The sequence below is a fragment of the Phenylobacterium sp. genome (genome assembly GCF_024508875.1).
Taxonomy (GTDB): Bacteria; Pseudomonadota; Alphaproteobacteria; order Caulobacterales; family Caulobacteraceae; genus Phenylobacterium.
In genome coordinates this window covers 21993-47500 of record NZ_JANINU010000056.1, presented here as the reverse complement: position 1 = coordinate 47500, position 25508 = coordinate 21993, and the positions used below count along the sequence as shown (strand labels likewise).

Genomic DNA, 25508 nt, shown 5'->3' with positions numbered 1-25508 from the left:
GGAACTTGGCGACTTCGGCAGGTTTTTCAAGAACTTGCGTTCCCTTCGAACCCGTCGTCGTCGGCCCCGCCCCGAGCGGAGGCGGCTATCTAGTGGCCGGCCTCCGTGCTGTCAACCGGCTCTTTTCAGAACTTTCAGCCGATCCCCGGAAGCTCCGGTTCTTCGGGCTGAAACCCGGCTCGGGCGACGGAAGAGCGAACTCTCCAGAAGCCTGCGGCCGGGCGGCCAACCTCTCGGGGTAGAAACGGCTTCGTCAGAATTTTCAAAGGCTTGCGCCTCTTCAGATCCCTTCGTCGCCGCCCCGTTCCGAGCGGAGGCGGCTATCTATTTGGGGCCCGGCCCCGCGTCAACAGGCTGTCGCAAAGAATCTCACAGACCGCCGTCATGTCGCATGGGTCGCACCCCGCCCGCCGCCAACTGGGAAATGAAATCCCCCGTACGCGCGCGTACGGGGGAGGAGCTTGCGCGAAGCGAGGGCGCCTCAGCGACGCCGTCGAGAATGCCGCACTCCCGCGACGCGTGCGCCGCCTTGCGCGGCTGTCATGCGCCCGCCACAACTCCACGGGGGAGACGCTCATGCTGTCGCAGAAGGCCAAGTACGGACTGAGGGCGCTGGTCGAACTGGCCCGAGCGGAGGGCGCTCAGGTGAGCGCAGGCGAACTTTCGCTGCGCGCCGGCGCGCCGCGGAAGTTCCTGGAAGCGATTCTGCTTGAGCTCTCGCGGAACCAGGTCGTGCTCAGCCGCCGCGGCAAGTTCGGCGGCTATGTCCTGGCCCGACCCGCCGACGCGATCACCTTCGCCGAGGTGATCCGCATAATCGACGGTCCCCTGGCGCTGGCCCCCTGCGTCAGCCCGCGCCTCGGGTTCCGCAAGTGCGCCGACTGCCCTGATCTCGCCACCTGCACCCTGCGGGAGGCCCTGCTGAAGGCCCGCGACGCCACCGCGGACGTGCTGGAGGCCTACACCCTCGCCGACGCCGCGATATCCGGCGCGCCCGCTCCGCTCACGGCGGCGGTGTAGTGAGGAAGAGCTTCCGCGATCGGCCGAGGCCGAAGCCCCAGGCGCCAGAGGAACACTTGCGGCGCAACTGAATCGGGCGGGGAAGGATCCGTCCCCTTCCCCGCCCTTTACGCCGACGCACCGCCGGCTTTCAGCCCTCCTCGCGGAGGGGGGTCTCCTCGCCCGCTAGCTTGCCGCGATATACGCCTTGAGGCCGTCGGCCTCGGCTTCAACCTCTGAGATCTTCGACTTCACCAGGTCGCCGATCGAGACGATGCCGATGAGGCGTTCGTTCTTGCAGACCGGAAGATGGCGGATCCGCCGGTCGGTCATCCGCGACAGCAGCGAATCGATCGTCTCGCCAGGATCGGCGAACAGAACATTGACGGTCATGAAGTCCGACACCGGGCGCTTCAGCGCGCTTTCGCCATGCGCGGCCAGGGCCCGCACGATGTCGCGCTCTGAAACGATGCCCGCCACCCGCTCGGCGTCCAGCACCACCAGGGCGCCCACGCCGCGACTGTGCAGAAGCTCGGCCACCGCGCTCACCGTGTCCGCCGGGCGGATGGTGAAGACGGTATCTCCCTTCGTGCGGAGAATCTGCGAGACCAGCATTGGGCCTCCTGTTCCCGTTCTCTTCAGGGAACAGGGTTGTTCAATTTCAGCCGCGACACAATGAGGGACAGGTCACGCGTGCGTGACCGCGCGCGGGCTCAGCTCCGGCCCGCAAGCCAGCCGAACGGGCCGATCAGCAGCACACCCGCGGCAAAGCCCGCCAGGTGCGCCTCCCAGCCGACACCGGCGCTACCCGCTCCGGGGATGAGCGCCCCGCCCGTGAACGCCATGATGACGTTCACGATGATCCAGGCCGTGCCCATGCCGGTCACCGCCTTGGAGAACATGGGTCCCGGCCGCCCCTGGCCGCCGATAAGCCGCGCCGCGCCGCCCATCAGGCCCGAAGCCGCACCCGAAGCGCCCACCAGCGCCGCCTCCTGGCCCCAGTGCACCGCCGCGAACCCCAGACAGGCCAGCACGCCGCAGACGAGGTAGAAGAGGAAGAACGCCACGACGCCGCCCAGCCGAGGGCCGTAGTACCGCGCCACCGGCGCACCGAAGGCCAGGATGAAGGCCGCGTTCATCAGCGCGTGGGCCCAGTTGCCGTGCACGAAGAGCGAGCTGACCAGTCGCTCGGCGTGGCCCTGCAGAAGCAGCGCCGGCGAGAACGCGAAAGCCTCGCTCACCAGCGGCAGCGGGAAGCGGCTCTGCACCAGATAGGCCGCGACGATGCTCAGCGTCAGCACCACCACCGGCCAGGGCGCATTGACGATCGGTTCGGGCGCGGGCCGGAAGTCGGGCTCGCCCTGGTGAGGCGGTCGCGATCCGCCCGGCGCGGGCGCTTCGAAATAGGCGGTGCTCATCGGTCCCCTATTTAGGCTGTGTCGCGCCCGTACGCGAGCCGGACGCGAACCGTCCCTTTGGCGCCTTGCCGCCGCCATCCGGCTTCGCGATGTTGCCGCCTTCGTGTCGATCTCTCCAGGCAGTTTGATGATCCGTCTTCTGGGCGCTGGCCCTGCTCTCGCCGCCGCGCTCGCCCTCGCCTTCGCCCAGCCTGCCGCCGCCTGGGCTCCCGCCGCCCCGTCCGCCCAGCCCCGCCTCGCGCCCGGCCAATGGCCGCAGGCGATCTCCGACCTGCGGGCCGATCCCGCCATCCGCTTCGGCGCGCTGCCCAACGGCATGCGCTATGCGATCCGCAAGCAGTCCGTGCCCGCCGGCCAGGCCGCCTTCCGCCTTTGGTTCGGCGCGGGCTCAATGATGGAGACCGACCAGCAGCAGGGTCTCGCTCACTTCCTGGAGCACATGGCCTTCAACGGCTCGAAGGACGTCAAGGAGGGCGAGATGGTGAAGATCCTCGAGCGCCTCGGCCTGGCCTTCGGCGCCGACACCAACGCCTCCACCGGCTTCTCCGAGACCGTCTACAAGCTGGACCTGCCGCGCACCGACGCCGAGACGGTGGACACCTCGCTCAGGCTGCTGCGGGAAGCTGCGTTCGACCTCACCATCGATCCCGCCGCCGTGGACCGCGAGCGGGGCATCGTGCTTTCCGAGGAACGCGCACGCGACACGCCCGGCTACCGCGCCCTGGTCGAGCGCATGAAGTTCCAGCTCAAGGGCCAGCGGCTGCCCACGCGCCTGCCGATCGGCAAGATCGAGGTGCTGAAGACAGCCCCCGCCAGCGCCATCACCGACTACTACGACCACTGGTACCGACCGGAGCGAGCGGTCTTCGTGGCGGTAGGCGACTTCGACCTCGATGCGATGGAGGCCAAGATCCGGACGGCCTTCGGCGCTTGGCAGGCCAGGACTCCCGCCCTGCCCGAGCCCGACCAGGGCGTCGTCGCTCCCCGCGGCGCAGAGGCCCGCCTGGTCGTCGATCCGGGCGTCACCCAGTCGCTCCAGATCGCGTGGATGAGCCCGCCCGATCTGTCGCTGGACACCGCGGCGAAGCGCCGGCGCGACCTCATCGAGAACCTCGGCCTGTCGGTCCTGAACCGCCGCTATTCGGCCATCGCGCGCGACGCGAACCCGCCGTTCCTCGGCGCAGGCGCGGGCAAGGGCGAGCAGGACGACGCCGCGGAAGTCGCTACCATCGCCGTAAACGCCGAGACCGGCCGCTGGCGGGAGGCCCTCGCGGCGGCGGAGCAGGAGGCTCGGCGCCTCGTCCAATTCGGCGTTCGCCAGGACGAGCTGGACCGCGAGGTTGAGGAGATCCGGGCCACGCTGAAGGCCCAGGCCGCCGGCGCCGCCACCCGCCGCCCCGCCGACCTCGCGCAGGAGATCGTCAGCTCGCTGGCCGATCACACCGTCGTCACCTCTCCCGCCGACGACCTCGCCCTCTTCGAAGCCGACGTGAAGGGCCTCAAGGCCGCGAGCGTCGACGCCGCGCTGAAGTCCGTCTTCCAGGGCCAGGGGCCGCTGGTGTTCATGGCCTCCCCCACGCCCATCGAAGGCGGCGAGACGGCGCTGCTAGCGGCCCTGACGGCCTCGCAGAAGGTCGCAGTCACGCCGCCGGCGGCGAACGCCCAGCTCGCGTGGCCGTACGAGAGCTTCGGGACGCCCGGCAAGGTGGTCGAGCGGCGCGAGGTCGCGGACCTCGGCGTCACCTTCGTCACCTTCGCGAACGGCGTCCGCCTGACCGTGAAGCCGACCACCTTCCGCGACGACGAGGTGCTGGTCCGTGTCAACGCTGGCCGCGGCATGCTCGGCCTGCCCGGCGACCGCCAGAGCCCCTACTGGGCCTCCAGCGCCGTGATGGAAGGCGGCCTGCGCAAGATCGACGTCGAAGGCATGGAGCGGGTGCTGGCCTCTAAGGTCTACGGCGGCCGCTTCAGCGTCAGCGACGACGCCTACGTCCTCAGCGGCGAGACCCGCACCGGCGACCTGCCGACCCAGCTACAGGTGCTGGCCGCCTATCTGACCGACGCCGCCTGGCGCGAAGCCGCCCTGGCGCGGGTGAAGGCCGCCGCCCGCACGATCCACGATCAGTACGAGGCCACCGACAACGGCGTCATGGCGCGCGACCTGCCCGGTCTCGTGCATTCCGGCGACGGTCGCTGGACCTTCCCCAGCCGCGACGACATGGCCAACGCGCGCATCGACCAGATCCGCGCCGCGATCCAGCCGGGCCTGGCGAGCGGCCCGCTGGAGGTGGTCATCGTGGGCGACGTCACGCTCGATCAGGCGATCGCCAACACGGCCGCCACCTTCGGCGCCCTGCCGCCGCGGCCCGACGCGCCCCTGCCACCGGCGGCGGCCGACGGCGTCAGGTTCCCGGGCCCCACGGCCCGGACCGTGACTCTGACCCACAAGGGCCGCGCCGACCAGGCGATCGGCTACATCGCCTGGCCCACCACCGACTACTGGGCCAATCCGCAGCGGGCGCGCGACACGGCCGTCCTGAGGGAAATCATGAAGCTGCGCCTCACCGACCAGCTCCGTGAGGCTCAGGGCGCGACCTATTCGCCCGACGTGAACTCCCAGCACAGCCTGGTTTGGACCGGCTGGGGCTACATCGCCGCGACGGTCGAGGTGCCGCCCGAAAAACTGGCCGGCTTCTTTGCCGACGCCGAGAAGATCGCCGCGGACCTTCGGACCAACGAGGTGGCGCCCGACGAGCTCGCCCGCGCCAGGAAGCCCCGCATCGAGGGCATCCAGCGCGCCCGCGTCACCAACGGCTACTGGCTGGGCGAACTGTCGGGCGCCCAGGCCGATCCACGCCGGCTCGAGGTGATCCGCGACATCATCCCAGGCACCGAGAAGGTCACCGCGGCCGATGTGAAGCGCGCCGCCCAGCAGTGGCTGAAGCCCGGTGGGGCCTACAAGCTGACTATCGTCCCGGCCCCGGGCGCGGCAGCCGCGCCCTGAGCGCCGCCGTCTCAGGCCGCCTGGGCGCCGTCCTCGTAGACCGGCGCATCGTCCGCCGGCAGGAACGCCCGGCCGCGGATCGCATCCGAGATCTTCTCGGCGATCATCATGGTCGGGGCGTTGGTGTTGCCGCCCACCAGCGTCGGCATGACGGAGGCGTCGACCACGCGCAGGCCCGCAAGGCCCTGCACCCGGCAGTCGCCGTCCACCACCGCCATGGCGTCACCCGCCACGCCCATGCGGCACGTGCCGACCGGATGGTAGATCGTCTCGGCCGAACGCCGGATCCAGGCGTCGATCTCGGCGTCGGTCTGCACGCCCGCGCCCGGTGAGAACTCTTCCTTGATGTAGGGCTTGAGGGCGGCCTGCTTCGCCACTTCGCGCATCATCTTCACGCCCTCGCGGATCGCGCGGCGATCCTCCTCGGTCGAGAGATAGTTGGCGAAGATCGCGGGATCCGCCATCGGGTCAGCGCTGCGCAGCCCGACGCTGCCGCGACTCTCGGGCCGCAGTTGGCAGACGTGGAAGGTGAAGCCGTCCTTGGGGATCGCGACCTTGCCATGGTCCTGCATGATCGCGAGCACCGTGTGCACCTGCAGGTCCGGGCGGTCCAGGTCGGGACGCGAGCGTAGGAAGGCGCCCGATTCCAGCATGTTCTGCCGGCCCAGACCCTGGCGGCGGAACATATAGTCGAGGCCCACGAACAGCGTCTTGATACCCTTGCGCATCGAATAGACCGTGATCGGCTCGGGACATTCCCACGACATGCAGACGTCGAGGTGGTCCTGAAGGTTCTGGCCGACCCCCTTCAGCTCGTGGACGGTCTTGATCCCGTGTCGGGCCAGCGCCTCGCCATCGCCGATGCCCGAGAGCTGCAGGATGTGCGGCGACTGCACCGCGCCCGCCGACAGGATCACCTCGGCGTCAGCGTAGACGGTCTTGGCCCCGCCCTTCTCCTGCACGATCTCGACGCCGACAGCCCGGCCCTTCTCGATGACGATGCGGGTGGTCCGCGCGCCGGTCAGGCAGGTCAAGTTCGGCCTGTCCAGCGCCGGGTAGAGATAGGCGCGCGCCGCGCTCCAGCGCTCGCCGTTGTGGATGGTCAACTGGTAGGGGCCCCAGCCCTCCTGCTGGTAGCCGTTGAAGTCCTTGGTGCGCGGGAAGCCGGCCTCGACGCCGGCCTCGATCGCGGCCTTGTAGATCGGGTTGGGCGAACTGGCCTTGGAGACGTGCAGCGGCCCCTCGCCGCCGTGCCAGGCGTCGCCGCCGCCCTCCAGGCTCTCCGAGCGCTTGAAGTAGGGCAGCACGTCCTTGTAGCCCCAGCCGGCCAGGCCCATCTGCCGCCACTGGTCGTAGTCGCGGGCGTGGCCGCGGATATAGATCATGCCGTTGATCGACGATGAGCCGCCCCAGCCCTTTCCGCGCGGCCACCAGAGCTTGCGATTGTCGAGGTTGGGCTCCGCCTCGGTCCAGAAGCCCCAGTTGAAGGCGTTCTGCTTGCTGATCAGCCCGCCGACGCCGGCCGGCATGGTCACCATCAGCGACTTGTCCTTGCCGCCGGCCTCCAGCAACAGGACCTTCGTCTTGCCGTCCTCGGTCAGCCGGTTGGCGAGCACGCAGCCGGCCGAGCCGGCGCCGATGATGATGTAGTCGTAGCGGTCCACGGCGACCGTCCTCCCTGAACGGTGTTTAGTTGGCCGGCACCGTGGCAAAGGCCGTCCGGCGAGACAAGGCCGCCCGACGCAAAAAGTGACGCTGGCGTCACCTTACCCTAGGCGAGGTTCAGCCACAGGATCGCCAGCAGGAAGAATGTCGCGGCGATCGAGCAGAACACCAGCAGGAACCAGGTCCGCCACAGAGCCGAGAAGGTCTTCAGGCCATAGGCGCCCTGCAGTTGGTAGTACATGTGCATTGGCACGATGAACGGCGTCAGGGCGAAGGCCGTGGTCCCGACGATCCCGCCGATCCGTCCGCAAATCGCCACGGCCATGATCAGCAGCGACATGAAGGTGAGCGAATAGAGGACGAATACCCCGTGGTCGTAGAGCGTGAATCCCCGCTTCCATAGAAACAGCAGGGCGACGAACGGGATCGAGATAGGGATCAGCAGGAACGAGAATTTGTAGAAGGTCTGCTGCAGCTTGTAGAGCGCCAGCTCCGGATTCTCGATCTTGTGGTTCAGCTTCTCGTCCAGCTTGGCGTTGCCGGTGTTGGCGTGCCACCGCTCGTTCTTCACTTCCTGCTGAAGCTCAGCCTTCCAATCGTCGACCTCGGCCGCCTTGGGCGTGTTGCCGATCCGCAGCTTGGCCTCGGCCTGCTTCTTCTCAGCGGCGTGCAGGGCCAATTCCGCAGCGGCGCGCGCCTCGGGCGGCGCGTTGCTGAGGGCGGCCCGGGCATTGGCCACGTCGGTGTTGCGTCGCGCCAGCTCGGCCGTCGCCACTGCTTGCCGGCCCACGGTCGTGCCCTCCTTGGGCTCCGGGGCATAGCTCAGCAGCATGAACATGACGAAGACGGTGAACAGGAAGATTGCCAGCGGAGAGACGTAGCGGGTGCGCTTGCCCAGGCACCATTCCCGCGTCAGCCGGCCGGGGCGGAACATCAACAGGGGCAGGGTGCGCCAAGTACGGCTGTCGAAATGCATGACCCCGTGCAGCAGCTCTTCGCCCAAATGCAGCAGGGTGCGGTGAACATGACTTGCGTTGCCGCAGGCGTGGCAGAACTTCCCCACCGTCTGCGTCCCACAGTCGGCGCACAGGGGATGGTGCTCGCCCTTCTCCCCGGTCGGCTTCTCGAACGTCGAGGCGAACAGGCCGCCCGTCGCCGCTCCGCCCACCGCTTCGAGATCAACCATCACGCGCCCCTGTAACCCGCGCTGGAATGTGACGGGATTGGTGCGGTGCGGCAATATTGGGGGCCGATAACAAACGGCCGTTGCGGGCGGTCAGGTGAAGACCTCGGCAGGGGTTGGGTTCAAGGGGTCGTCGCCGTACCGATTCCGCCCGACCGTCCCGCGCAGGACACCGAGCTCGACGAAGCCCCACGAGGCGAGGCCGATCGCCATCACCATCAGCAGCAGCTTGACGTAGGGAGCGCCCTCGAAGCCGCCGAGATCGCGCGCGAACGACCAGAGCTGCTGCGGGCCGACGATCAGCACGACAAAGAAGAGTGGCGAGCGATTGCGGTCGCGGAAGCGCCGCATGGCCGTCGCGGCCCACGCGAACGATCCGACTGCCATGGGGATCACGGCGGCGATGACACCGCCGACCACCCAGTCCGTCGTCACCATGACCGCGAGAGCCAGACCCATGCCGACGAGCCAAGCCGCGACGCCAAGCGCCAAGGCCTCCCAATATTCACGCCGCGTCGCGCGTCCGCGCCAGACGAAGAGGCGCCTCAGCCGCTGCAATCAACGTCCCTTCCACTGCGGCGGACGCTTCTGCGCGAAGGCCAGCGGGCCTTCCTTGAAATCTTCCGACGTGTAGAGCGCGGCCACGGCCGGATACTTGTTCTGGCCCTTCAGCGCCGCCTCCAGACTGGGTTCGTCCAGGCCCTGGTAGACCGCCTGCTTGGAGGCGCGGATCGACATCGGCCCCAGTTCGCAGATCGCCTTGGCGAGGTCCTTGGCCGCGCGCATCAGGTCCTGTGGGGCCGTCACCTCATGCACGAAGCCCAGTTCCTTGCCCTCGGCCGCCGAGACGCGACGCGCCGTCAGGATCATGCCCATGGCCCGCTTCACGCCGATGGCGCGCGGCAGCCGGTGCAGGCCGCCGGCCAGCGCCGCCAGCCCCACCCTCGGCTCAGGCAGCGAGAACACCGCCGCCTCCGACGCCAGGATGATGTCGCAGGCGAGCGCGATCTCGAAGCCGCCGCCCATGGCCACGCCATTCACCGCCGCGATCAGCGGCTTGGTCAGGTCGAAGCGCGCGGTCAGACCCGCGAAGCCCGACGGCGGGCTCTTCAGCGCCCCGCCGCCCGCCTGATACTTGAGGTCGTTCCCGGCCGAGAACGCCCGGTCGCCCGCGCCGGTGACGATGCCCACCCACTGGTCCGGATCGGCCGCGAAGGCGTCCAGCGCCTCGTGCATCTCGAAGTGCGCTGGCGAGTGCATGGCGTTCATCACCTCGGGCCGGTTCAGCGTGAAGGTGGTGATCGGCCCGTCGCGCTCGACCTTGATGAATTCGTAAGCCATGTCGTCCTCCCGGTTTGCGCGGAGCCTCGGGGGGCGCCGTCGCGTCCGTCAAGAGACCAGCGAAAGCTCACGCTTGTAGCGTTTCCAGTTCTCCACGTAGTGCACGGCGCCCAGCGCCACGCGCTGCGCGTGCTCGGGGCTCAGTTCGCGAACGACCTTGCCGGGCGCTCCCATCACCAGCGAGTTGTCCGGGATTTCCTTGCCCTCGGTGATCAGGCAGTTGGCGCCGATCAGGCAGTTCTTCCCGATCTTCGCCCCGTTCAGGACGATCGAGCCGATCCCCACCAGCGAGCCGTCGCCGATGGTGCAGCCGTGCAGCATCACCATGTGGCCGACCGTCACGTTGGCGCCCAGCGTCAGGGGCGAGCCGTGGTCGGTGTGCAGCACGCTGCCGTCCTGCACGTTCGAGCCCTCGCCGATGATGATGGGGTCGTTGTCGCCACGAAGCGTCGCACCCCACCACACCGAGGCGTTCTTCTTCAGAATCACGTTGCCCATAACGGCGGCCGTGGGCGCGATCCAGTATTCGTCATCGTTCGGTAGCTCTGGTGTCACATTGCCCAAGTTGTAGACGCTCACTGCCTCATCCCATTTCTTGCCACGAAGGGCTGTTTAACGACTCGGAAAGGACGTTAGGATCATTCTAGTCGGGCGATTCGAGAGGGCGAAAGCCTTCGAGGAAGCCGCCGCGGAGGTTTCCGCCTCCGTGTTCTCGCGCTGGACGGGGTGGATGGCGCCGAGTCTGTCGTATCGCCGGGCAGTTGTCCCCGGCTCCGCAGAACCCGCAGGGCCGCCTGGCCCCGCACGACGCCGCCGCATCGTCATCTCCCAATCATTCGAAGGGCGCTCCCACGCGGGACGCCCTTTTTTCTTGCCCCCTGAGGAGGCCTTATGAGCAAGCGGGCTCTGAAGCGACAAGTGCGCGAAGGCGCGTTCGACGCCGGTCAATTTCAGGGAGACGATAAAATCCGCAGGCTCCCGGTGGACAGGGGCTGGTCGCCACTGCAGCACCACAACGACGACCGCGAGCAGGGCTACCTCAAGACCATCAAGGCCAAGTCCGAGGGCCAGCAGGCGCTGCTGAACGCCATCGACGCCAAGAACCTGGTCCTCGCCCTCGGCCCGGCCGGCACGGGCAAGACCTACCTCGCCATCGCCAAGGCGGTGGAGGCGCTGGAAAGCGGCCGGGTCGGCCGGATCGTGCTGTCCCGCCCGGCCGTCGAGGCCGGCGAGAGCATCGGCTTCCTGCCCGGCGACGCCGAGGACAAGCTGGCCCCTTACCTGCGCCCGCTCTACGACGCGCTGTCCGACCGCCTCTCGATGAAGCGGGTCCGGGCGTTGATGGCCGAGGGCGCCATTGAGATCGCGCCGGTCGGCTTCATGCGCGGCCGCACGCTGAACAACGCTTTTGTGGTAATCGACGAGGCTCAGAACTGCACCTACGTGCAGATCAAAATGCTGCTGACCCGCCTGGGCTGGCACTCGACCATGGTGGTCACCGGCGACCCGGACCAGTCGGACCTGCTGCCGGAATTCTCCGGCCTCGGCCCGGTGGCGAAGAAGCTGGAGGACGTCTCCAACATCGCTGTCGTCCGCCTCGGCGACCGCGACATCGTCCGTCACCCCCTCGTCGCCGAGATGCTTGGGGTTCTTTAGGCGCCAAGACCGTTCGGCCCTTCTCCCCTTGCGGGAGAAGGTGTCGGCGCAGCCGACGGATGAGGGGTCGTGCAGGCCTTTCGGCCACGGTGGCGAGGCAGCGCCAAAAGACGCAACAGACAGCGCCTGCGGTGCTCGGTGAACTGGGTAGGGAAACGCCCCCCTCATCCGCCTCGCTTCGCGCGCCGCCTTCTCCCGTGGGGCAGAAGGACGCTAGCGCCCTAAGCCGCCTCGGTCTGGAAGCTCAGCATCTGGTCGTTCAGCGCCCGCTCGAACGCCGGCCTCGCCTCGCAGCGCTCGAGATACGGCCCCAGCACCGGATGCGCCGTCACGAGATCGGTGTCGCGCAAGATGCGCAGCACGGTGGCCATCATCAGGTCGCCGGCGGTGAACTCGCCTTCGAGGTAGGCCTTGTCGCCGAGCCAGGCGGCGAGCTCGTCCAGCCGTTTGCGCGTCCAGGCCTCCGCCTGCGGCCGGCGCTCGGCGGCCCAGGCCTCTTCCGCATGGAACAGGTCCAGGCCGGCCAGTTCTTGTGCCGCGGGCTCGATGGTGTTGAGCGCGGAGAACAGCCAGCAGATGGCCCTCGCCCGCGCCTTCGGGTCGGCCGGCAGCAGCGCCTCGCTCTGCTGGCCGATGTGCAGGACGATCGCGCCGGACTCGAACAGGATCAGGTCGTCCTCGGCATAGACCGGCACCTGCCCGTAGGGCTGGCACGCCCGGTAGGCCGGCGTGTTCTGGTCGTCGCCCAGACCAATCAGCCATTCCTGATAGTCGAGCCCAGCTTCCTCCAGCGCCCAGCGCACCCGCAGGTCGCGAACCACGCCCTGGGCGAAATCGGGAACCCACTTGTACGAATAGACTGTGATCATTGGACCGGCTCCTGGACCTGGGTTTCAAGATAGGCCCGCTCGCTGTCGAACGCCTCGCTCCAGCCGCCGACGTGGCTGTCGCGGCGCGGGACGTTCTCGAAAGGGGTCTGGTGGAAGGACTGCAGCGTCCCGCCGTCGACGGGCGTGAACGTCAGGGTGACCACCGTCTCCGGGTCAGGCTCGCCATTCAGCCACCGGAAAGTCATGACGATGCGCCGGTCCGGCTCGATCTCCAGGTAGCGGCCGCCCATCCGCGCCTCGCCGTGCTGGGCCGAGACCATGGTCGCGCTCCAGTCGCCGCCCTCGCGGAAGTCGAGGTCCGCCTGGGTGCAGGTGAAGCCCACCGGGCCCAGCCAGGCCTTGAAGTGCCGGGCGCTCGCCCACATCGCGAAGACCAGGTCGGGTGGCGCGGCGAACACCCGGTCGATCAGCAGCTCGTCGTCGGCCACGGCTCTACTCGCCATCGTGGTCCTCCTTCTGAATCTCGGCCAGGTACTGGTCCATGCCGTCGAACGCGCCCTGCCAGAACCGGCGGTAGCGCCCCATCCAATCGTCGGCCGCGCGCAACGTCCGCAACTCCAACCTGCAAGGCCGGCGCTGTGCCTCACGCCCCTGGGAAATCAGGCCCGCGGCCTGCAGCACCTTCAGGTGGCGCGAGATCGCCGGCAGGCTGATCTCGAAGGGTTGGGCCAGTTCGCCGACCGTAGCCTCTCCCTCGCTTAGCCGCGCCAGGATCGCGCGGCGGGTGGGATCGGCCAGGGCGGCGAAGGTGGCGCTGAGCGGATCGAGCTGCGACATCATTAGCTATTTCGTTAAATAACACACTCGTTAAATAGAAACGTCTCGCCTGCGTCAACCCCGCCCTTGCGCGAGTCTATCTCCCACAGTAGATAGTTTGGCGACCTAACTAATATGCCCGACACGCCGCCCGACATCATTGCTCTCGCCGAAGCCCTCCGGCCCGCCCTGCTGCGTGTCTCGCGGCGGCTGCGGCTGGAGGCGCAGAAGGTTGGACTGTCGGCCCAGGACGCCCTGCTTCTGGGCCACATCACCAAGCACCCGGGAATCGGGGTCAGCGCCCTGGCCGAGGCGGAGAAGATCACCCGCCCCACCATGAGCGCCCACATCAAGCGCCTGGAAGCCGAGGGCCTGGTAGCGCGCAGCGACGACGCTGAGGACGGCCGCCGCTCGGGATTGACGATCACCGACGCCGGCACGCGCAAGCTGGACGTCATACGCCGCGAGCGGAACGACTGGCTGGCGGCACGCCTCGCCCGCCTCGCCCCCGAGGAGCGCGCGCTGATCGAGGCCGCGACCGGCCCCCTCCTCCGACTGGTGGATGCATGAGCCCGACGGACGAGCCGCTGCAGGGCGCCGCGCCGGAGGCCGCCGCGCCGAAGGACGCCGGCGAAGCGGTCCGCGGCTGGCTGATCCCGGCCATCATCGGCTCGGCCATGCTGATGCAGACGCTGAACGCCACGGTGATCACCAACGCCTTGCCGGCGATGGCCCGCACATTCGGCGTCGAGCCGCTGCGACTCAACATCGCCATCACCGTCTACCTGCTCTCGTCCGCGATCTTCCTGCCGCTGTCGGGCTGGCTAGCCGACCGCTTCGGGGCGCGGCGGGTCTTCATGATCTCGATCGTGCTCTACGCCGCCGGCTCCGCGGCTTGCGGCTTCACCGGCGCGCTGTGGCAGTTGATCCTGTTCCGCTTCATCCAGGGCGCGGCAGGCGCAACGCTGATGCCGGTCGGCCGGCTCGTGTTGCTGCGCACCACGCCGAAGAGCGAGTTGGTGGGCGCGCTCTCGGTGGTGACCATGCCGGCGCTACTGGGCCCTGTTGTCGGTCCCGTCATCGGCGGCGCGATCGTCACCTTCGCGGACTGGCGCTGGATCTTCTTCATGAACCTGCCGATCGCTGCGGTCGGCCTCTTCCTGGTGAATCGCCACGTGCCCGAGGTGCGCGAGCAGGATCCGCCGCCCGTCGATGTTCCCGGCATCGTCCTCACCGGCCTCGGTCTCGCCGCGCTCATCTTCGGCTTCGAGAACCTCGGTCGCGACGCGCTGAGTTCACTCGCGGTGGCCGGCCTCTTCGTCGTTGGCGCCCTCAGCTTGGCGATCTACGGCTGGCACGCCGGGCACACCCCGCACGCCGTGGTCCACCTCGAGATCTTCCGTAAGAAGACCTTCGCCGCGTCGGTCATCGGCGGCGGCTTCATGCGTGTCGCCATGGGGGCGAATCCCTTCCTGCTCGCCATGCTGCTCCAGGTCGCGTTCGGCATGAGCGCGTTCGCCGCCGGGACCATGACCTTCATCTCGGCCGTCGGCGCCCTGGTGATGAAGACCACCGCCCCACCCATCCTGCGCCGCTTCGGCTTCCGTTCCGTGCTGCTGGTGAACGCCGTGATCGTCGGCCTGAGTTTCATCGCCTACGCCTTCTTCCGGCCCGACTGGCCACACTGGGCCATCATGCTGGTGCTGGGCGTCGGGGGCTTCTTCCGCTCGCTTCAGTTCACCTCGCTGAACGGCCTCGCCTACGCGGACATAGAATCGGACGAGATGAGCCGCGCCGCCACCACCTCCTCGATGGTGCAGCAGCTGGTGCAATCCATCGGCATCGGGCTGTCGGCCAGCCTCCTGCACATCCTCATGGTCTGGCGCGGCGCCGACCGACTGACGGCCGAGGTGGTGTCGCCCGCCTTCGTAATCATCGGCCTGGTGACCATGATCTCGATGATCTGGTTCGCCCGTCTGCCGGCGGACGCGGGGGATGAGATGAACGGTCGGAAACCCGCCTAGGAATGGCCTTCCCGGCCGCCTAAGTTGCGCGCTTCGTTTCTTGCCGCCCGAGTCCCTGAAGATGAAATTTCTTGCCGCCGCCGCCGCCCTCGCCGTGGCGACCGCCGCCCCTGCCCTCGCCGTCGCGGCGCCGGCGAAGCCCGCGGCGTCCAAGCGGATCGTCCTGCCGGCCGATGTGCGGCCAGACCGCTACGACATCACCATCCGTCCCGACGCGGCCAACCTGAAGTTCTCGGGCGTGGCCAAGATCGACGTCACCGTCCTCAAGCCCACCGACCGGATCGTGCTCAACGCCGCCGACCTGGCGTTCGGCAAGGTCGGCCTCGCGGGCCGCGACGCCGCGCCGAAGATCGTGCTGGACGACCAGCAGCAGACCGCCGCCTTCGTCTTCGACAAGCCCTTGACCCCGGGCAAGTACACGCTGTCCATCGATTACACGGGCAAGATCTACCAGCAGGCCTCGGGCCTGTTCGCCCTGGACTACGAGGACGCCGACGGCACGAAGCATCGGGCGCTTTTCACCCAGTTCGAGAACTCGGACGCCCGCCGCTTCGCCCCCATGTGGGACGAGCCGGGCGTGAAGTCGGTCTTCTCCCTGAGCGTCGAGGCGCCCGCCGGCCAGATGGCCGTCTCGAACATGCCGGGAACCGAACAGGACGCCGGCGGCCGCCACCTCGTCCGCTTCGCCGACAGCCCGAAGATGAGCTCCTACCTGCTGTTCCTGGCGCTCGGGGATTTCGAGCGTATCCACAAGCAGGTCGGCAAGACCGACGTGGGAGTTATCGTGCGCAAGGGCGACGCGGCTCGGGGCGAGTTCGCCCTCGATGCCGCCGTCAAGCTGCTGCCCTACTACGAGGACTGGTTCGGCACGCCCTACCCCCTGCCCAAGCTCGACCTCGTCGCCGGCCCCGGCAACAGCCAGTTCTTCGCGGCCATGGAGAACTGGGGCGCCATCTTCTACTTCGACTACGCGCTGCTGATCGATCCGAAGCTCTCCACCGAGGCCGACAAGCAGAACGTCTTCATCGTCGTGGCCCACGAGATGGCCCACCAGTGGTTCGGCGACCTGGTCACCATGGCCTGGTGGGACGACCTCTGGCTGAACGAGGGCTTCGCCTCGTGGATGGAGAACAAGGCCACCGATCACTTCCACCCCGAGTGGAAGGTCTGGCTCTCCACCCAGGCCGGCCAGCAGAGCGCCATGCGCCTGGACAGCCGCGCGGGCACCCATCCGGTGATCGCCGACATCCCCGACGTGTTCGCCGCCGCCAACGCCTTCGACGCCATCACCTACCAGAAGGGCCAGGCGGTCATCCGCATGCTGGAGACCTACGTCGGCGAGGACGCCTTCCGGGCGGGCGTGCAGGCGTACATCAAGGACCACGCCTACCGGAACGCGGTCAGCGGGGACCTCTGGAACGCGCTCGGCAAGGTCGCCCCGTCGAAGAAGGTCGTCGATGTCGCGCATGACTTTCTGCTGCAGCCCGGCGTGCCGCTCATCCGCGCGAAGGAAGTCGGCTCCGGGGTCGTGCTGACCCAGGAGCGCTTCGGCGTCGACGCCAGCCAGCGCAAGCCGCAGACTTGGCGCACACCGGTGGCCGTCCAGGCCGCCAACGGCCAGTGGCAGGAGCTTGTCAGCGCCACCGCGCCGAAGACCGTGCCGGCCCAGGCCCCCGTCGTGATCAACGCCGGCCAGACCGGCTACCTCCGCAGCGCCTATTCGCCCGACCTCTGGGCGAAGCTGACGCCGGACTTCCCGAAGCTGTCCGCCGCGGACCAGCTTGGCCTGCTCTACGACAGCCGCGCCCTGGGCGAAGCGGGCCTGGCGCCCATGAGCGACTTCCTGGCCTTGGCGAAGAACACGCCGGCCGACGCCGACCCGGTCGTCGTCGACGCCCTCTCCGGCCAGCTTGGCGCCCTCGACTGGCTGTACGACGGTCGCAGCGGTCAGGCCGCCTACCGGACGTTCGCCCGCGCCCGCCTGGCGCCGGTCGCCGCTCGCCTGGGCTGGGACTCAAAGGCGGGGGAAAGCGACAACGCCGCCGTCACGCGCCGCACCGTCCTCAGCCAACTGGGCGAGCTGGGCGACGCCGCGACCGTAGCGGAGGCCCGCCGCCGCTTCGACGCTTGGCTCAACGATCCGTCCACGCTCACCGGCGCCCAGCGGCGCACCGTCCTCTCCATCGTCGCCGCCAACGCCGACCCGGCGACCTGGGAAGCGATCCACGAAAAGGCCAAGGCGTCGAAGGACGCCACCGACCGCGCCCGCCTCTACGCCTACCTGGGCTCGAGCGCCGATCCGGCGCTCGCCGATCGCACCCTGGCCCTGGCCCTGAGCGGCGAACCGCAACCGACCGAAGTGCCCGGCCTCATCGCGGCGGTCTCCGGGATGTTCCCCGACAAGGCCTACGACTTCGCCATCGCGAACCGGGCCAAGCTGGAAGAATTCCTCGAACCCACCAGCCGCATCACCTACTTCGCCGGACTCGGCGACGGCTCGCGCGATCCGGCGATGCTGGACAAGCTTGCGAGGCTGAAGGCCACGGTGCCGGCGTCCACCCGCGGCGAAGTCGAGAAGGCCGAAGCGGCCGTCCGTTATCGTTTGGGCGTCATCAAGGACCGCGTGCCGGAGATGGACCGCTGGCTATCGGCGAACGGCGGGTAAGCCGTCCGCTTACTCGCAGGGCGCCGTCTCGCCTGTGTCGGGGTCGATACGGAAGCACTGGCGCTCGCCGGTTTCCAGGTCCTCGACATAGAGGCTCACGTCGTCTTCGAACCCGGCCACGGGATGGTGTTCGCCGAGGAAGTGCAAGGCGGCGTCCTCGAAACTGACGCCTTCGACGACATGCGCGCGAGAGGCCATCTCGGCGACGCCGTGGACACAGAAGCGGCGCGGAAGGGGCTCGGTCATGCGCCCTCAACGCGCGACCCGGCCCTTTGGATTCAACCCGCGGCGTAAACCTGTGGACGGAGCGGCTTGATCCGCACCGAAAGCCCGGGCGTCACGCCCGGCGGCAGCGTCGGCCCGTGGCCGACCAGCTCCATAGGCGCGCCTTCCACCAGGCAGTCGATCCGCACGTCCGGTCCGCGCTGCGCCACGCCCTTCACCTCGGCCGCCAGCCCGGCGCCGTCGGCCGGCGCGAAGGCCACCTCGTCCGGACGGAAGAACACCTCGACGGCGCCCTGCGGCGCGCCGGTCGGCGCGGCCGATTCCCAGTCGGCCACCCGCAACCGCGCGCCCTCGACCACGCCGCGGAGCCGGCAGGCCTGGCCCAGGAAGTCGAAGACGAACGGATTGGCCGGATGCTCGTACACCTCGTTCGGCGCCCCCAACTGGACCAGCTCGCCGTCCTTCAGGATCGCCACGCGGTCGGCCAGGTCCAACGCCTCCTCCTGGTCGTGGGTCACGAAGACGGTGGTCACACCAGCGCGGTCGTGCAGCTCGCGCAGCCAGCGGCGCAGCTCACGGCGCACCTGGGCGTCCAACGCGCCGAACGGCTCGTCCAGCAGCAGCATCTTGGGCTCGATGGCCAGCGCCCGGGCCAGGGCCACGCGCTGCCGCTGGCCGCCCGAGAGCTGCGAGGGAAAGCGCTTGTCGAGCCCTTCGAGCTGCACGAGTTGCAGCAGGTGGTTCACCCGGTCGGCGATCTCGGACTTGCTGGGCTTTTCCGACCGCTTCCGTACCGTGAGGCCGAAGGCGATATTCTGGGCCACGGTCATGTGGCGGAACAGGGCGTAGTGCTGGAACACCATGCCCACCTTCCGCCGGCGCACGGGCAGCGCCAGAAAGTCCTCGTCGCCGAAGCGCACCTCGCCCGCGTCGGGCTTCTCCAGCCCGGCCAGCACGCGCAGCAGCGTGGTCTTGCCCGAGCCCGACGGGCCGAGCAGCGCCAGGAACTCCTTGTCCTTGGCCTGGAGCGAGACGTTCTTCAGCGCCGGGAAGCGGCCGAAGGCCTTCGAGACCCCTTTGATCTCGAGCGCGGTCGCGGAGCTAGTGTCGTCGGCCTGCCGAAAGTTCACCGGAATGACGCCATTCGAGGACGGTCTTGAGGACCAGGGTGACGAGCCCGAGGCCGGCCAGGATCGAGGCTGCCGCGAATGCGCCGACGAATTCGTAGTCATTGTAGAGCACCTCGACGTGGAGCGGCAAAGTGGTGGTCACACCCCTCACGCTGCCGGAGACGACGGAGACCGCGCCAAACTCACCCATGGCGCGGGCGTTGCACAGGAGGACGCCGTACAGCAGCGCCCACTTGATGTTGGGTAGCGTCACCCGCCGGAAAGTGGTCCAGCCGCCGGCGCCGAGCGTCAGCGCCGCGGCCTCCTCGTCGGCGCCCTGGTCCTGCATGAGCGGGATCAGCTCGCGCGCAACGAACGGCAGGGTCACAAGCACCGTGGCCAAGACCAGGCCGCTCGTGGCGAAGATGATCTTGATGTCGTGGTCGCGCAGCCACTCGCCGAACCAGCCTTGGGCGCCGAACAGCAGGACCCAGACCAGGCCCGAGACCACGGGCGACATCGAGAACGGCAGGTCGATGAAGGTGACCAGCAGGCTCTTGCCCTTGAACTCGAACCTGGCGATCGCCCAGGCGGCCGCCACGCCGAAGACGGCGTTCAGCGGCACCGAGATCGCGGCCACGGTCAGGGTGAGGCGGATGGCGTGCAGTGCGTCTGGGTGGGTCAGCGGTTCGATGTAGGCGCCGAGGCCCTTGGCGAGGGCTTGGTGGAACACCACGCCCAGCGGCAGGACGATCAGCACGCCCAGCACCGCCAGCGTGGCGGCCAGCATCAGGGGCGCAAGGCCCGGCAGGCGGAGGGTCGGGTTCATGCGCGGCCCCGGCGAGCCAGGAAGATCTGCAGGAAGTTTACGCCCAGCAGCGCGCCGAACGAGATGACCAGCATCGCCAGCCCCACGGTCGCGGCCCCGGCGTAGTCGTACTGTTCCAGCTTGATCACGATCAGCAGCGGGGCGATCTCCGACTTCAGCGGCATGTTGCCGGCGATGAAGATCACGCTGCCGTACTCGCCGACCGCGCGGGCGAAAGCCAGGCTGAAGCCGGAGATCAGCGCCGGCAGCACGGCCGGCAGCACCACCATCCGGAAGCGCTGGAACGTCGTGGCGCCCAGCGTCTGGGCGGCTTCCTCGACCTCGCGGTCCAGGTCCTGCAGCACGGGCTGCACCGTCCGCACCACGAAAGGCAACCCGATGAACAGCAGCGCAATGTAGATCCCGATCGGGTTGTAGGCCGTCTTGAGGCCGAACTGCGCGAACTGCTCGCCCAGCACGCCCGTCGGGCCGTAGATGGCGGTCAGCGCGATGCCCGCCACCGCCGTCGGCAGGGCGAAGGGCAGGTCCACGAAGGCGTCGACGATCCGCCGGCCGGGAAATTCGTAGCGGGTTAGGGTCCAGGCCACCATCAGGCCCAGCGGCACATTGGTGAGCGCCGCCAGCAGCGACGTCCCGAAGCTGAGCCGCAGAGCCGCCAGCACCCGGTCCTCGGTCAGCGTCGCCCACACCCCGTGCAGGCCCGCCTCCCACGGCCGCAGCACGAGCGCGGCCAGCGGCAGGACAACGATCAAGCCGAGGTAGGTGAGCGTCCAGCCCATCGCGAGCGGGAAGCCCGGCAGGATGCTGGGCTCCTTCCAACGCGTGCGAGGCTTGCCCGCGACGGGCGCCAGGGCGGCGACGGTCATGCGGGGGCTATCGCTTGTAGATGCGGTCGAAGACGCCGCCGTCGGCAAAGTGCGTCGCCTGGGCCTTCTGCCAGCCGCCGAACTGCTGGTCGACCGTCACCAACGGGATTTTCTTGAACTTGGCCCCGTACTTGGCGAGCGCCTTGGCATCGCGCGGCCGGAAGTGGTTCTTGCCGATGAGGTCCTGGGCCCTCGGGCTGTAGAGGAAGCGCAGGTACTGCTGCGCCGCAGCGCGCGTCCCGTGCCGGTCGACGTTCTTGTCGACCAGCGCCACCGTCGGCTCGGCCAGGATCGACAGGCTGGGGTAGACGATGTCGAACTTCGGGCCGAACTCCTCGATCGAGAGGTAGGCCTCGTTCTCCCAGGCCAGGAGCACGTCGCCCAGACCCCGCTCGGCAAACGTCGTGGTCGAGCCGCGGGCGCCGGTGTCCAGCACGGGCACGTTCTTGAACAGCGCCGACAGATAGGCCTCGGCCTTGGCTGGCGAACCGCCGGGCTGCTTGAGCGCCCAGGCGTAGGCCGCCAAATAGTTCCAGCGCGCGCCGCCCGACGTCTTCGGATTGGGCGTGATCACCTGGACGCCCGGCCTGATCAGGTCGCCCCAGTCCTTGATCCCCTTGGGATTGCCCTTCCGGACCAGGAACACGATGGTCGAATTGTAGGGGCAGGAGTTGTTCGGCAGGCGGCTCTGCCAATTGGCCGGCAGCAGCTTCCCGCGCGCGGCGATCTCGTCGATGTCGTAGGCCAGCGCCAGGGTGACAACGTCGGCCTCGAGGCCATCGATCACCGCCCGAGCCTGCTTGCCCGATCCGCCGTGGCTCTGCTGGATTGTGGGCGCGCCTTTGCCGCCGTTGGCCTTCCACCATTCGACGAAGGCCGCGTTGACGTCCTTGTAGAGTTCGCGCGTCGGATCGTAGCTGACGTTCAGCAGCTTGGGGCCGGACGCCTGCGCCAGCGCGGCGTCCGGCAAGGCGGCTGCGGCCATCGCGGCGCCCACGGCGAGAAGCCGGCGGCGGTCGAGAGTCGGATCGAACGTCATGGCGAAGGTTCCTAAAAGGTCGCAGGCCTAGAACGCGTACTGAGGGCCGGAGGCGCCGCGCAGGCGCGCGCCTCGCTAAGCCGGTCACGCTAGATAGGCCCCACCATTCCCATCAGTGAAGTGGGATTAAGATAGAAGCGGCCACAGAATTTCTGTGACCGTCCCCGGCGTTTGTCACGTGCTTCGAGCGTTCGGCGGCTCAGAACGCCGCCTTGAGGGTGACGCCCCAGGTGCGCGGGTCGCCCGGCTGGCCGGCGATCAGGCCGGTATTGCTGGGGCCCACGGCCAGCAGCTCGAAGTAGTTCTCGTCGAAGGCGTTGCGCACCCAGCCGTAGACATTGAGACCGTCGGGCGTGCGGAAGCCAGCCCGGAAGTTCGACAGCGAATAGCCGTCCACCCAGGTGTAGATCGACGGCGAGGCGTTCGACGAGAAGTTGGAGCGATAGCTGCCGTCATAGCCGAGATAGATCTCGCCCTCCTTGCCGAGGAAGGTCGTCGGCAGGTTAGCCTCGGCGCCGAACGAGAAGCTCCACTTCGACACGCCCGGCAGGCGCTGGCCCGAGATGTCGCAGTTGGCCGGGCTCAGGCCGCCGGGCGTGCCGGGCGCGCTGGGCGTCTGACCCGCCGCCACCGTCGTGCCGCCGGCCAGTTCGGGCGGGCACGGCGCGTCGACGAACTTGCGGTAGGTGGCGTCGGTATAGGCGCCGTTGGCGTAGGCGGTGAACCGCTCGCTGGGCCTCACGGCGAAGTCGAACTCGAAGCCCTGGCTGCGAACCTTGCCGGCGTTGGCGAGATAGCCCCGCAGGACACCGAGCTGCCCGTTGGTCACGGTGGCCTGGTAGTCCTTGATGTCGGTCCGGAAGGCTGAGACGTTCAGTGTCGCGCGGCGGTCCCAGAACTGGGTCTTCACCCCCGCCTCGAAGTGATCCACGTCCTCGGGCTTGATCCGCCCCGCCGCCAGGATCGGATTGCCGGCGGCGTCGGTCGGCAGGCCGTTCTGGTTGATGCCGCCCGTCTTGAAGCTCTTGGCGTAGGTCGCGTAGCCGAACACGTCGGGCGTGAAGCGGTAGCTGGCGGTCAGGTCGTAGCTGAAGTTCCAGTCGCTGAACTCAGGCGTGCTGAGCTGAGGCGTGAAGATCGCGAGCTGCGCCGCGCGCCGGGCGCCGGTCTGGCCAAGCAGGACGGGGACGCCCTGCCCGTCGAAGACCAGGCGCTGATAGAAGCCTTCCTTCTTGTCGTAGTTCAGCCGCACGCCGGGCTGGATCGTGAAGGCGTCGGTGACCTTCCAGCTCGCCTGACCGAACAGGGCGAAGCTGGTGTTCTTGAGGTACTGGGTGTTGCGCGCCACCAGGCCGTCCAGCACCGTAGGATCGTTCGACAGGGCGTTACTGGGCGCGATGTTCCACCGGCTGGAGGCCGGCCCCTGTTGCTCGGTCCCCTGGGTGTCGATCCGCTGCTTGAAGGCGAAGGCGCCGACCACGAAGTCGTACCGCTCGGCGGCGTAGTTGTAGCGCAGCTCCTGGGAATACTGGTCCTGCTGCGAGGGGTTCTGCGACTTCGACACGATCGACAGGCCCAGGAAGTCGCGGTCGTTCTCCGGCTTCCAGTCCCAGAAGCGCCATGCGGTGACGGAGGTCAGCGTCCCCGGCCCCAGGTTCCAGACCACCCGCGCCGAGACGCCGCCGATCTTGTTGCCCGCGTTCAGGTTGGCGTCGACGTCGGTGATGCGGTCGAACGGATTGGTGCTCGCGACCGTGTAGCCCTGGGCCGCGGCCAGGGCGGCGTACTGGCGGTTCAGCGGCCGCTGGGTGGCGCCGGTCCGCACATAGATCTGCGCGCAGCACTCCGCGTCCTGCTTGCTGTAGTCGCCGGCGAAGGTGATCGCCAGGTCGTCATTCGGCTTGAAGAGGACCTGTCCCCGGACCCCGAGGTTGTCCTGCCCGTTCACCCACTGGCGGCTGGTGACGTTGTAGATCGTGCCCCGCCGCGTGGTCGTCGAGATCGCCAGGCGCGCCGCGACGGTGTCGGACAGCGGGCCCGAGATCGCCGCTTTGGCCTGTTTGAAGCTCAGGTTTCCGGCGGAGACCTCGGCCTTGGCTTCGAAGTCGAACGTCGGCTGGTTGGTGGTGATGTTCACCGCGCCCGCGGTGGTGTTCTTGCCGTACAGCGTGCCCTGGGGGCCCCGCAGCACCTCGATCCGCGAGACGTCCAGGAAGTCGAACGTCGCGGTGGCTACCCGGGCGTTGTAGACGTCGTCGATATAGAAGCCGACGCCCTGTTCGAAGCCGTCGCTGGTCAGGCCGAACGGCACGCCGAGACCTCGGATGTTCACCGAGGTGTTGCGCGGGTTGGTCGAATAATACTGCAGCGTCGGCGTGAGCTGCTGCAGGCGCCCGACGTTGAACGCACCCGTCGAATCCACCTTGTCGGCGCTTACCACCGAGATCGCCAGCGGGACGGACTGCACCGTCTCCTCGCGCCGGCGGGCCGTGACCGTCACCTCCCCGACCGTCGCACCGGCCTCCGTGTCCGGCGCCTCCGCCACGGCGTCGACGGCCGGCGGCGAAGCGGCCGGCTGGGCCAGAGCGGCCGACGCCGTCCCGCAGAGCAGCAGTCCAAGGAAGGCGGCGGGCGCGGCTTTGCGGTGCGCAGGCGAAATCATCTCGGGTCCCCTCATTTTCGTTGAGGGGACCTTAGACCTATAATTCCTATCGGCTAGATCGGATTAACCTGAGCCGGCGCGCAGATTTCCTAAAGCCTACTCAGCGGCCATCAGCACGCGGCCCGAGGTGAGCGACGTCTTGGTCGCCAGCTCGGCCTTCGCCTGCTCGTACTCGTCGGACAGCTTGTCGACATACTCCGCCACGGTCGGCACGCCCTTCACCGCCCCGATGCCCTGGCCGCAGCCCCAGATATCGCGCCAGGCCTTTGACTTCTGGTTGCCGCCCGAGCCGAAGTTCATCTTCGACGGGTCGGACTGGGGCAGGTTGTCGGGGTCCATGCCCGCCGCGACGATCGACGGCTTGAGATAGTTGCCGTGCACGCCGGTGAAGAGGTTCGAATAGACGATGTCGTCGCCGCTCGAGGCGACAATCATGTCCTTGTAGGCCTGGTCGGCGTTGGCCTCCTGCGTGGCGATGAAGGCCGAGCCCATGTAGGCCAGGTCCGCGCCCATCGCCTGCGCGCCCAGGATCGCCCGGCCGTTGGCGATCGAACCCGACAGCGCGATCGGGCCGTCGAACCACTCGCGCAGCTCCTGCACCAGGGCGAAGGGCGAGAGCTGGCCGGCGTGGCCGCCGGCGCCCGCCGCCACGGCGATCAGGCCGTCAGCGCCCTTCTCCACCGCCTTGCGGCCGAAGCGGTCGTTGATGATGTCGTGCAGCACCACGCCGCCGTAGCTGTGGACCGCGGCGTTCACGTCCTCGCGCGCGCCCAGCGAGGTGATGACGATCGGCGCCTTCCACCTCGTGGAGGCCTCCAGGTCGTGCTCCAGGCGGTCGTTGGTCTTGTGGACGATGTGGTTCACCGCGAACGGCGCCGACGGGCGCTCCGGGTGGTCGCGGTCCCATTCGGCCAGTTCTTCCGTGATCCGGTGCAGCCACTCGTCCAGCAGCGAGGCCGGTCGCGCGTTCAGCGCCGGGAACGAGCCCACGATGCCGGCCTTGCACTGCGCGATCACCAGGTCCGGGACCGAGATGATGAACAGCGGGCTGGCGATCACCGGCAGGCGGAGGCGGTCGCGGAGAACGGGCGGCAGGGCCATGGGGTTCGGATCCTCGATGGGTTTATTTGATTTACAATGTACGTCTATGAGACATGCCGGGCAACACCCCTGCCTG

The 25508-nt window shown here is 68.4% G+C and carries 23 protein-coding genes; 6 read left to right on the top strand and 17 right to left on the bottom strand.

Features of this window, described 5'->3' with window-relative positions:
• The first annotated feature begins 576 nt into the window (after positions 1-576).
• Positions 577-1020 (top strand): Rrf2 family transcriptional regulator, encoded by a 444-nt coding sequence (locus Q0L11_RS05630; RefSeq protein WP_296595960.1) that lies wholly within the window; start codon positions 577-579, stop codon positions 1018-1020.
• A 165-nt stretch (positions 1021-1185) separates the two neighbouring features.
• On the opposite strand, the gene Q0L11_RS05625 is transcribed toward Q0L11_RS05630, so the two are convergent.
• Together Q0L11_RS05625 and Q0L11_RS05620 are read right to left on the bottom strand one after the other, a co-directional pair.
• Positions 1186-1614: a CBS domain-containing protein gene (locus tag Q0L11_RS05625; protein WP_296595959.1), complete on the bottom strand. Its 429-nt coding sequence runs from the start codon at positions 1612-1614 to the stop codon at positions 1186-1188.
• Between the two features lie 98 nt (positions 1615-1712).
• Positions 1713-2417, bottom strand: a complete 705-nt coding sequence (locus Q0L11_RS05620; RefSeq protein ID WP_296595958.1) for a rhomboid family intramembrane serine protease — start codon at positions 2415-2417, stop codon at positions 1713-1715.
• Between the two features lie 127 nt (positions 2418-2544).
• Between Q0L11_RS05620 and Q0L11_RS05615 the strand changes: the two genes are divergently transcribed.
• A complete protein-coding gene (locus tag Q0L11_RS05615; protein ID WP_296595956.1) occupies positions 2545-5421 on the top strand; it encodes a pitrilysin family protein in 2877 nt (958 codons plus the stop codon).
• An 11-nt stretch (positions 5422-5432) separates the two neighbouring features.
• Here Q0L11_RS05615 and Q0L11_RS05610 read toward each other — a convergent pair whose 3' ends face one another.
• The 5 genes from Q0L11_RS05610 to Q0L11_RS05590 form a co-directional block, all read right to left on the bottom strand.
• On the bottom strand, positions 5433-7085 hold the full coding sequence (locus tag Q0L11_RS05610) for a choline dehydrogenase (RefSeq protein WP_296595954.1): 1653 nt from the start codon (positions 7083-7085) through the stop codon (positions 5433-5435).
• 107 nt (positions 7086-7192) lie between these two features.
• Entirely contained in the window at positions 7193-8272 is a 1080-nt protein-coding gene (locus Q0L11_RS05605) for a DUF3667 domain-containing protein (protein WP_296595953.1), read from the bottom strand.
• A 90-nt stretch (positions 8273-8362) separates the two neighbouring features.
• Complete coding sequence (locus Q0L11_RS05600) at positions 8363-8827, bottom strand: DUF805 domain-containing protein (RefSeq protein WP_296595952.1); 465 nt, start codon at positions 8825-8827, stop codon at positions 8363-8365.
• Positions 8828-9610: an enoyl-CoA hydratase-related protein gene (locus Q0L11_RS05595; protein WP_296595951.1), complete on the bottom strand. Its 783-nt coding sequence runs from the start codon at positions 9608-9610 to the stop codon at positions 8828-8830.
• Positions 9611-9658: 48 nt separating this feature from the next.
• Positions 9659-10189 carry a gamma carbonic anhydrase family protein gene (locus Q0L11_RS05590; RefSeq protein ID WP_296595950.1) on the bottom strand — a complete coding sequence of 177 codons (531 nt, stop codon included), beginning with the start codon at positions 10187-10189 and terminating at the stop codon, positions 9659-9661.
• Between the two features lie 312 nt (positions 10190-10501).
• On the opposite strand from Q0L11_RS05590, the gene Q0L11_RS05585 reads away from it, so the two are divergent.
• Positions 10502-11266, top strand: coding sequence for a PhoH family protein (locus tag Q0L11_RS05585; protein ID WP_296595949.1), 765 nt, complete (start codon positions 10502-10504; stop codon positions 11264-11266).
• Positions 11267-11487: 221 nt separating this feature from the next.
• Here Q0L11_RS05585 and Q0L11_RS05580 read toward each other — a convergent pair whose 3' ends face one another.
• The 3 genes from Q0L11_RS05580 to Q0L11_RS05570 are packed head-to-tail and all read right to left on the bottom strand — an operon-like array spanning position 11488 to position 12933.
• Entirely contained in the window at positions 11488-12135 is a 648-nt protein-coding gene (locus Q0L11_RS05580; RefSeq protein WP_296595948.1) for a glutathione S-transferase family protein, read from the bottom strand.
• Positions 12132-12599, bottom strand: a complete 468-nt coding sequence (locus Q0L11_RS05575; RefSeq protein ID WP_296595947.1) for an SRPBCC domain-containing protein — start codon at positions 12597-12599, stop codon at positions 12132-12134. The genes Q0L11_RS05580 and Q0L11_RS05575 overlap by 4 nt, the downstream gene beginning before the upstream one ends.
• Entirely contained in the window at positions 12589-12933 is a 345-nt protein-coding gene (locus tag Q0L11_RS05570; RefSeq protein WP_296595946.1) for a helix-turn-helix transcriptional regulator, read from the bottom strand. Before Q0L11_RS05570 ends, Q0L11_RS05575 begins: the two co-directional genes overlap by 11 nt.
• A gap of 114 nt (positions 12934-13047) precedes the next feature.
• Here Q0L11_RS05570 and Q0L11_RS05565 point away from each other — a divergent pair, with 114 nt between their 5' ends.
• The 3 genes from Q0L11_RS05565 (at position 13048) to Q0L11_RS05555 (ending at position 17601) form a co-directional block, all read left to right on the top strand.
• The gene (locus Q0L11_RS05565) at positions 13048-13482 is read left to right on the top strand and encodes a MarR family transcriptional regulator (RefSeq protein WP_296595944.1); all 435 of its coding nucleotides are present in this window, start codon (positions 13048-13050) and stop codon (positions 13480-13482) included.
• The gene (locus Q0L11_RS05560) at positions 13479-14936 is read left to right on the top strand and encodes an MFS transporter (protein WP_296595942.1); all 1458 of its coding nucleotides are present in this window, start codon (positions 13479-13481) and stop codon (positions 14934-14936) included. The genes Q0L11_RS05565 and Q0L11_RS05560 overlap by 4 nt, the downstream gene beginning before the upstream one ends.
• Before the next feature lie 61 nt (positions 14937-14997).
• Complete coding sequence (locus tag Q0L11_RS05555) at positions 14998-17601, top strand: M1 family metallopeptidase (RefSeq protein WP_296595940.1); 2604 nt, start codon at positions 14998-15000, stop codon at positions 17599-17601.
• 9 nt (positions 17602-17610) lie between these two features.
• Here Q0L11_RS05555 and Q0L11_RS05550 read toward each other — a convergent pair whose 3' ends face one another.
• From Q0L11_RS05550 to Q0L11_RS05520, 7 genes are all read right to left on the bottom strand, one after another.
• Positions 17611-17847, bottom strand: coding sequence for a DUF5961 family protein (locus tag Q0L11_RS05550; protein ID WP_296595939.1), 237 nt, complete (start codon positions 17845-17847; stop codon positions 17611-17613).
• A gap of 32 nt (positions 17848-17879) precedes the next feature.
• A complete protein-coding gene (locus Q0L11_RS05545) occupies positions 17880-18956 on the bottom strand; it encodes a sulfate/molybdate ABC transporter ATP-binding protein (RefSeq protein ID WP_296595938.1) in 1077 nt (358 codons plus the stop codon).
• A complete protein-coding gene (gene cysW / locus Q0L11_RS05540) occupies positions 18928-19725 on the bottom strand; it encodes a sulfate ABC transporter permease subunit CysW (RefSeq protein WP_296595961.1) in 798 nt (265 codons plus the stop codon). The genes Q0L11_RS05545 and cysW overlap by 29 nt, the downstream gene beginning before the upstream one ends.
• Positions 19726-19760: 35 nt before the next feature.
• Positions 19761-20630, bottom strand: a complete 870-nt coding sequence (cysT, locus tag Q0L11_RS05535) for a sulfate ABC transporter permease subunit CysT (protein WP_296595936.1) — start codon at positions 20628-20630, stop codon at positions 19761-19763.
• A 7-nt stretch (positions 20631-20637) separates the two neighbouring features.
• Positions 20638-21669, bottom strand: coding sequence for a sulfate ABC transporter substrate-binding protein (locus Q0L11_RS05530; RefSeq protein WP_296595935.1), 1032 nt, complete (start codon positions 21667-21669; stop codon positions 20638-20640).
• 199 nt (positions 21670-21868) lie between these two features.
• Positions 21869-24331 (bottom strand): TonB-dependent receptor, encoded by a 2463-nt coding sequence (locus Q0L11_RS05525; RefSeq protein ID WP_367183358.1) that lies wholly within the window; start codon positions 24329-24331, stop codon positions 21869-21871.
• 96 nt (positions 24332-24427) lie between these two features.
• On the bottom strand, positions 24428-25432 hold the full coding sequence (locus tag Q0L11_RS05520; RefSeq protein ID WP_296595934.1) for a nitronate monooxygenase family protein: 1005 nt from the start codon (positions 25430-25432) through the stop codon (positions 24428-24430).
• Between the last annotated feature and the right edge of the window lie 76 nt (positions 25433-25508).

What these genes read in the sequence shown, in the direction of transcription:
- Q0L11_RS05630 (WP_296595960.1), top strand. Translation starts at nt 577, where the DNA reads ATGCTGTCGCAGAAGGCCAAGTACGGACTGAGGGCGCTGGTCGAACTG.
- Q0L11_RS05625 (WP_296595959.1), bottom strand. Translation starts at nt 1,614, where the DNA reads ATGCTGGTCTCGCAGATTCTCCGCACGAAGGGAGATACCGTCTTCACC.
- Q0L11_RS05620 (WP_296595958.1), bottom strand. Translation starts at nt 2,417, where the DNA reads ATGAGCACCGCCTATTTCGAAGCGCCCGCGCCGGGCGGATCGCGACCG.
- Q0L11_RS05615 (WP_296595956.1), top strand. Translation starts at nt 2,545, where the DNA reads ATGATCCGTCTTCTGGGCGCTGGCCCTGCTCTCGCCGCCGCGCTCGCC.
- Q0L11_RS05605 (WP_296595953.1), bottom strand. Translation starts at nt 8,272, where the DNA reads ATGGTTGATCTCGAAGCGGTGGGCGGAGCGGCGACGGGCGGCCTGTTC.
- Q0L11_RS05595 (WP_296595951.1), bottom strand. Translation starts at nt 9,610, where the DNA reads ATGGCTTACGAATTCATCAAGGTCGAGCGCGACGGGCCGATCACCACC.
- Q0L11_RS05585 (WP_296595949.1), top strand. Translation starts at nt 10,502, where the DNA reads ATGAGCAAGCGGGCTCTGAAGCGACAAGTGCGCGAAGGCGCGTTCGAC.
- Q0L11_RS05580 (WP_296595948.1), bottom strand. Translation starts at nt 12,135, where the DNA reads ATGATCACAGTCTATTCGTACAAGTGGGTTCCCGATTTCGCCCAGGGC.
- Q0L11_RS05575 (WP_296595947.1), bottom strand. Translation starts at nt 12,599, where the DNA reads ATGGCGAGTAGAGCCGTGGCCGACGACGAGCTGCTGATCGACCGGGTG.
- Q0L11_RS05570 (WP_296595946.1), bottom strand. Translation starts at nt 12,933, where the DNA reads ATGTCGCAGCTCGATCCGCTCAGCGCCACCTTCGCCGCCCTGGCCGAT.
- Q0L11_RS05565 (WP_296595944.1), top strand. Translation starts at nt 13,048, where the DNA reads ATGCCCGACACGCCGCCCGACATCATTGCTCTCGCCGAAGCCCTCCGG.
- Q0L11_RS05560 (WP_296595942.1), top strand. Translation starts at nt 13,479, where the DNA reads ATGAGCCCGACGGACGAGCCGCTGCAGGGCGCCGCGCCGGAGGCCGCC.
- Q0L11_RS05555 (WP_296595940.1), top strand. Translation starts at nt 14,998, where the DNA reads ATGAAATTTCTTGCCGCCGCCGCCGCCCTCGCCGTGGCGACCGCCGCC.
- Q0L11_RS05550 (WP_296595939.1), bottom strand. Translation starts at nt 17,847, where the DNA reads ATGACCGAGCCCCTTCCGCGCCGCTTCTGTGTCCACGGCGTCGCCGAG.
- cysW (WP_296595961.1), bottom strand. Translation starts at nt 19,725, where the DNA reads ATGCTGGCCGCCACGCTGGCGGTGCTGGGCGTGCTGATCGTCCTGCCG.
- cysT (WP_296595936.1), bottom strand. Translation starts at nt 20,630, where the DNA reads ATGACCGTCGCCGCCCTGGCGCCCGTCGCGGGCAAGCCTCGCACGCGT.
- Q0L11_RS05530 (WP_296595935.1), bottom strand. Translation starts at nt 21,669, where the DNA reads ATGACGTTCGATCCGACTCTCGACCGCCGCCGGCTTCTCGCCGTGGGC.
- Q0L11_RS05525 (WP_367183358.1), bottom strand. Translation starts at nt 24,331, where the DNA reads ATGATTTCGCCTGCGCACCGCAAAGCCGCGCCCGCCGCCTTCCTTGGA.
- Q0L11_RS05520 (WP_296595934.1), bottom strand. Translation starts at nt 25,432, where the DNA reads ATGGCCCTGCCGCCCGTTCTCCGCGACCGCCTCCGCCTGCCGGTGATC.